The sequence below is a fragment of the Chitinophaga sp. genome (genome assembly GCF_035564935.1).
Classification (GTDB): Bacteria; Bacteroidota; Bacteroidia; order Chitinophagales; family Chitinophagaceae; genus Chitinophaga.
Genome location: NZ_DATMTE010000652.1, coordinates 1 through 6,408 on the forward strand (window position 1 = coordinate 1; position 6,408 = coordinate 6,408).

4 protein-coding genes are annotated in these 6,408 nt (G+C 50.8%); 1 reads left to right on the forward strand and 3 read right to left on the reverse strand.

Features of this window, described 5'->3' with window-relative positions; all coding sequences use genetic code 11:
• Nucleotides 1–297, reverse strand: a 297-nt coding sequence (locus tag VN105_RS29810; RefSeq protein WP_414647246.1) for a TetR/AcrR family transcriptional regulator, incomplete at its 3' end; no start/stop codon positions are given.
• Here VN105_RS29810 and VN105_RS16800 point away from each other — a divergent pair.
• Entirely contained in the window at nucleotides 292–3,045 is a 2,754-nt protein-coding gene (locus VN105_RS16800) for an alpha-L-rhamnosidase (protein ID WP_325642686.1), read from the forward strand. The genes VN105_RS29810 and VN105_RS16800 overlap by 6 nt on opposite strands.
• Here the strand turns inward: VN105_RS16800 and rpiA are convergent.
• Nucleotides 3,033–3,734 carry a ribose 5-phosphate isomerase A gene (rpiA, locus tag VN105_RS16805; protein ID WP_325642687.1) on the reverse strand — a complete coding sequence of 234 codons (702 nt, stop codon included), beginning with the start codon at nucleotides 3,732–3,734 and terminating at the stop codon, nucleotides 3,033–3,035. The genes VN105_RS16800 and rpiA overlap by 13 nt on opposite strands.
• Nucleotides 3,735–3,812: 78 nt before the next feature.
• Nucleotides 3,813–6,257: a glycoside hydrolase family 95 protein gene (locus VN105_RS16810; RefSeq protein WP_325642688.1), complete on the reverse strand. Its 2,445-nt coding sequence runs from the start codon at nucleotides 6,255–6,257 to the stop codon at nucleotides 3,813–3,815.
• Between the last annotated feature and the right edge of the window lie 151 nt (nucleotides 6,258–6,408).

Genomic DNA, 6,408 nt, shown 5'->3' on the forward strand with positions numbered 1-6,408 from the left:
GAACGCCAGCAGCAAAGACTCCTTCGATTCATAATGCAGGTATAAACTGGCCCGCGCCACGCCAGCCTCCTCAATCACCTGGTTAATGCCGGTGGCATGATAACCCTGGTTATAAAAAAGTGCGGTTGCCGTATCAAGTAAACGCTGTTTCGGATCGCCTGTCTTTTTCTTCATGAAACAAAGATAAGTAAAATAGACAGATCGATCTATCTTTTTTTTTGAAAATTTAATAAAACAGGAAAAAAAAGTGAGGCATATTCTATCTTGTTGACAAATAATCAAGCACCTAGCATGCATTCAATATTCCGGAAACTGTTTATTCACCTGTTCTTTTTATGGCCTGTCGTATCGGTAGGCAAACCTGTTGCATTTGTAAAAGCCGGGGGTACTCCTGCCGGTCATCATCCAACCGGGGAAACCATAAACATCGCCCCTTCCGCTATAGTTACCGGCCTGAAGTGCGAGCACCTGGTAACACCGCTCGGTATTGATGCCGCCCATCCAAGGTTATCCTGGCAACTGAGCGATAACCGCAATGGCGCCCGCCAAACAGCCTACCAGGTTCGTATAGCGACTGATTCCCTGGCCCTGGACACCCATCCGCTGTGGACTTCCGGCAAAATTAACCGTGCAGATATCATGACCAGCTTCCCCGGGGAATTATTGCAGCCCTTTACCCGCTACTACTGGAGCGTGGAAGTATGGGACAAAGACGGCGTGAAATCCTCCCCGGGTCGCTCCTGGTTTGAAACCGGCATGTTGCAGCAAAGCAACTGGAAAGGCGCCTGGATCAGCGATGGCACCGATATCCGCCTGAAACCCGCCGCTAATTTCAGGAAGGTTTTCACCGCCGCTAAACAGGTGAAATCAGCACGCGCCTATATTGCAGCCGCCGGCCTGTATGAACTGTATATCAACGGCACCAAAGCAGGCAATCACCGCCTCGATCCCATGTACACCCGTTTCGACCGCCGTACCCTCTACGTAACTTACGATGTTACTTCCCTCCTGCAATCCGGCAGGAATGCCATCGGCGTAATGCTGGGCAACGGCTGGTACAATCACCAGTCCACCGCCGTATGGAACTTCCATGAAGCGCCCTGGCGCGGCAGACCCGCTTTTTGCCTCGATCTGCGGGTTACCTATACGGATGGCAGCGTGGAAACCATCAGCTCGGGAAAGGACTGGAAAACGGCACTGGGACCTATTGTATTCAACAGCATCTACACCGCCGAACATTACGACGCCCGTAAAGAACAACCGGGATGGAATACGGTTAGTTTCGACGACAGCAAATGGAAAGAGGTGATCTATCGCGCAGCGCCTTCACAAAATATTGTTTCACAACAGCTGTATCCTATCGAAAACGTGGAGGAAATTCCCGCTGCCAGCGTTACCCATCCCAACGACAGCACCTGGATATACGACCTCGGCAGGAATATTGCCGGTGTAAGCAGCATCCGCGTAAGCGGCCCGGCAGGTACGGTGATTAAGCTGAAACATGGTGAACAACTGGATAAAAAAGGCTTTGTAGACCTCTCGAATATTATAGTGCATTACCGCCCTACAGACGATACCGATCCTTTCCAGACGGATATTTTTATCCTTAGCGGCAAAGGCGTGGAAACCTTTATGCCCCGCTTTAACTATAAAGGATTTCAATATGTGGAGGTAACCAGCAGTCAACCGGTACAGCTCCGCAAAGAAAGCCTGACCGGCTACTTTATGCACAGTAACGTGCCTCCTGCAGGACACATCCATGGCTCCGATACCATGATCAATAAACTGTTTGCCGCCACTAATAACGCTTATCTCTCCAACCTGTTCGGCTATCCCACAGATTGCCCGCAGCGGGAAAAGAACGGCTGGACCGGGGATGCACAAATTGCCATCGAAACAGGACTGTATAGTTATGATGGTATCACCATTTATGAAAAATGGCTGGCAGACCATCGTGATGAACAACAACCCAACGGCGTGCTGCCTTCCATCATTCCCACCGGCGGCTGGGGTTACGAATGGGGTAACGGGCCTGACTGGACCAGCACCATTGCCATCATACCATGGAACATCTATCTTTTTTACGGCGATACTACGCTCCTCTCCGCATCGTATGATAATATGCGCCGGTATGTAGACAGGATCACGGCTATCAGTCCTGCAGGACTAACCACCTGGGGGCTGGGCGACTGGGTGCCGGTGAAATCGAAATCGCCGGTGGAGTTCACTTCCTCCGCCTACTATTACGCCGATGCGCTGATACTGGCTAAAGCAGCCAAACTGTTTGGCAAAACAGCCGACTATACGAAATACAGCACACTGGCAGAGAAGATCAAAACTGCATTTAACGCCAAATATCTCAACAACGAAACAGGGATCTATGGCGAAGGCGTGCAAACGGAGCTAAGCGTAGCCCTCTATTGGGGACTGGTACCGGATGCCATGAAAAGCAAGGTAGCCGCTAATCTTGCAAAGAGAGTGGCTGCAGATAACTTCCACCTCGATGTTGGCCTGCTGGGTACAAAAAGCATCCTGAATGCGCTCAGTGAAAACGGGTATGCCGATGTAGCCTGGAAGCTGGCTGCACAACGCACCTTCCCTTCCTGGGGCTGGTGGATCATGAACGGCGCCACTACCCTCTTCGAAAACTGGGACATCAACGCCTCTTCAGATCTTTCCCGCAACCATATTATGTTTGGAGAAATAGGCGCCTGGATGTATAAAGGCGTGGCCGGCATCCGGCCCGATGAAAATGCACCCGGGTTTAAGAACATTTTACTGACACCCAATTTCGTGGAAGGACTGGATCATTTTGAAGGAAGTCATGACAGCCCTTACGGCACCATCGTTTCTTCCTGGAAAAGAAACGGCACTGCTATCAGCTACCATGTAACAGTGCCTGCAAATGCCGGGGCAGACATCTTCTTTCACATCTCCCCGACACAAAAAATATATGAAAATGATAAACCCGTGGTTACACAAAACACCGGGAAAGGATTACGGTATCATGTAACCGCTGGTACGAGAGAGTTTCAGATCAGGTAAGCCGGATCTTTAGGAATAATTTCCACTCCCTTCTTTCCCGCTATGATGGCAGCATGCGCCATATTGTAAAAAAGCGAGGTTTCGAGTACGCCCGGAATTTCCTTTAAACGATGATTGAGGCTGTCTAATGGCGGGAAGGAACGGAACCAGACATCAATGAGCAGGTTCCCGTGCTCAGTAATTACCGCCCCATCTTTTTTATTACTGAGCCGCAGCTCAGGGTTTGCGAGCGAAAATATTTTCTTCAGCTGTTTCATTACAAAGGGCACCGCTTCCGGTATCACTTCTATGACCACGGGAAAAGTAGTGTACAACTGCGTTACATACTTGGCCCCATCGCCAATAAGAATGAATTTACCGGCCATTGCCGCCAGCAGTTTCTCCTGTGTATGAATACCACCGCCGCTTTTCAGGGCATTCAGCTGGTGATCGAACTGATCACATCCATCAAAATAGATATCCAGCCCGGATACATCGCCGGGTTGTCTAATATTGAATCCGTGTTCCCGCAGTTGCAGTAAGGTATTATAGGAAGATGTGACGGTAGTAATGCTTTTAAACAAAGCCTCTTCGCCTTTCAGGTAATTTACCAGGTGCGCAATGGTGCTGCCGGCGCCCAGTCCTATGGTTTGGCCGGGTTGTATGTAATCCAATGCTGCCTTTGCAGCCACTTGTTTCAGATCTTCCATATGAATTGTTATGAAAGATAAAGATGCGATTTTTTTGTCTTACCCGGTATACACCGGGCAAGACAAAATCCCGTTATCTTATACGGCGATGCGGTACTTCATTCCTTTCCTTGTAGCAAAACGCAGCACGCCATCTTTATACTGATGCGGCACTACCGCTCCGTTACGATCCTTTACCACAGCGCTTTCCGGCAGCAACAAGCGGCATTCTGCGCCGGTATTGGAAAGCAGGCTGAGTTCGTGTACTGTTTTATTTTTCCAGCTGAAATCCACTACAAAACCATTAACAGCGCAAAGGCCCTGTACCTGGCCGGCAGCGAATTGGGGGTTATCGGGGAGTGCAGGCAGCAGGCGGATCACGTTATCACCACCATGACTTTGCAGCAGCATTTCCGCGATACCGGCTACAGCGCCTAAGTTACCATCTATCTGGAAAGGCGGATGCGAACAGAACAGGTTAGCATAGGTACCTGCGCCGGAGCGCATGCTGATTTCGCTGGTAGCCGCGGCCGGCGCCAGTAATTCCTGCAGCATTTTATAGGCGTGGTTACCATTGCCTAAGCGGGCCCAGAAAGCGATTTTCCACGCGCGTGACCATCCGGTACCACCATCCCCTCTCCTGAGCAGTGTTTTCTCTGCAGCGGCAGCCAGTTCCGGCGTATCCCAGGGGGTAATTTCATCGTAGGGATATAAGCCATACAGAGGCGATACGTGGCGGTGATGCGGGTCTGCTTCCTTATAATCTTCCAGCCATTCCTGGATACCGCCGGTAGAAGGGCTTACCTGGTTAGGCGCCAGTTTACCCAGCACTACCTGCAGGCTATCGGCCCATGCTTTATCCGTTTGCAGGATACGGGCCGCTTCCTGGTTGGCTTTCAGCAGGTCCCTGCCTATCTGCATATCCATGGTAGGGCCCATACAGGTTTGTCCCTGCTGCCCGCTGGGCAGTATATAGGCGTTCTCCGGCGAATTGGACGGCGCTGTAACCAGCCACTGGTGCGATGGTTCCGTGATCAGGATATCTTTATAAAAAACGGCGGCGCCTTTCAGTACCGGGTATATTTCTTTCAGGAATTTTTTGTCGTTGGTATACTGGTAGTGTTTCCAGAGATGGGTAGCCACCCATGCCCCGCCTGTTAATGTAGAGCCCCAGTCCGCCCCCTCACCCGGCGAGGTAAAGCCCCAGGGGTTATTGATCACATGCGCTACCCAGCCACCGGCTTTATAGTAGGTGCGAGCGGTGCGCTGTCCGTATTTCGCCATTTGCTTTGCCAGGGTGAACAGCGGTTGGTGGCAGTCGGACAGGTTGGTCACTTCCGCCGGCCAATAGTTCATTTGTACATTGATGTTCAGGTGATAGTCGGCATTCCATGGCGTTTGATATTCTTCCGCCCATAAGCCCTGCAGGTTAGCCGGCATGCCGCCGTTGCGGGAGGAGCTGATGAGCAGGTAACGGCCGAAGTTAAAATACAGCGAAGCCAGGGACGCATCTTTCTTACCATCATGCAGGCGTTGCAGCCGGTCGATGGTAGAAAGGGATTTCACTTCGTCATTACTGTTATCTGTAAACGAAAGGCGGCAACGGTTAAAGAACGACGTATAGTCTTTCACGTGAGCCTGCAGTAATCCCTGCCAGGATGCCGCTGCTGCTTTACTGATATCGGCAACAGTTTTGGGCATCGGCGCCGGACCTGGCGTTTCCACTGCCGGCCAGTTCATATTGGTGCGGGCTGCTACCAGTAGCAGGCATTCATTGGCGTTGTTAATAGTGATCTGATCATTGCTTTCTGTGCGGGTACCGCCTTTGGAGATGACTTTCAGTACTGCCGCATATTGCACACCGGGATCGTTATTACCACCATTCAGGGTACCGCTCATTTCCAGGTTACCGTTTACCACTTTCAGGGCGGCGCGTTCCTTACGATATAACCCCGTAGCGAAAGAAAGGCTACCGGGTTTGCTGGCAGTGAGGCGTACTACTGCTACCTGCCCGGGAGCAGATACCAATACTTCTTCTTTAAAACCGGTTCCGTTCTTTTCCCAGCTTACGGTGCTCAGGGCACTGTCGAGCCGCAGCCAGCGCTGGTAATTGCTTACGGCCGATATAGTATCTTTCCATTGGATAAAAAGATCGCCCAGTGTTTGGTAGCAGCCAAACTTTACGTTGGCGCCGCCACTGCTTCCGGGGCCTTTGCAAACAAAATATTGCTGCAACATTTTCTGTGCTTCAATATTTTTTCCTTCCAGCAATAATGTCCTGATTTGCGGCAGGTAGTTGCCTGCCTCTTTACTGTCGGCGTCCTGTATACCGCCGGCCCACATGGATATTTCATTCAGCACAATCCGTTCCCTGTTGGTGTTACCAAACACCATTGCGCCCATGCGTCCGTTGCCCAGCGGGGCGGAAGCGGTAAAATGCCGGGCCGGTTCATTGAACCTTACCGTTACATCAGATTGCGCCGATAACGCAAGGGCGCCCAATAAAAATGCAGCTTGCAGCGTGGAATATATCTTGCAGTTCATATGCATCAAGATATATAAAATAGTGATGCAGCGGAGGGTTGCGGGGGGTAATTGCTAATTACAGATTATGAAATGCGAATTCCGTATTGGTGGGGTCGCCTTCGGCGACCAAAATTGTCTTGGAGCAGGATTAAACTGATTAATCATGATT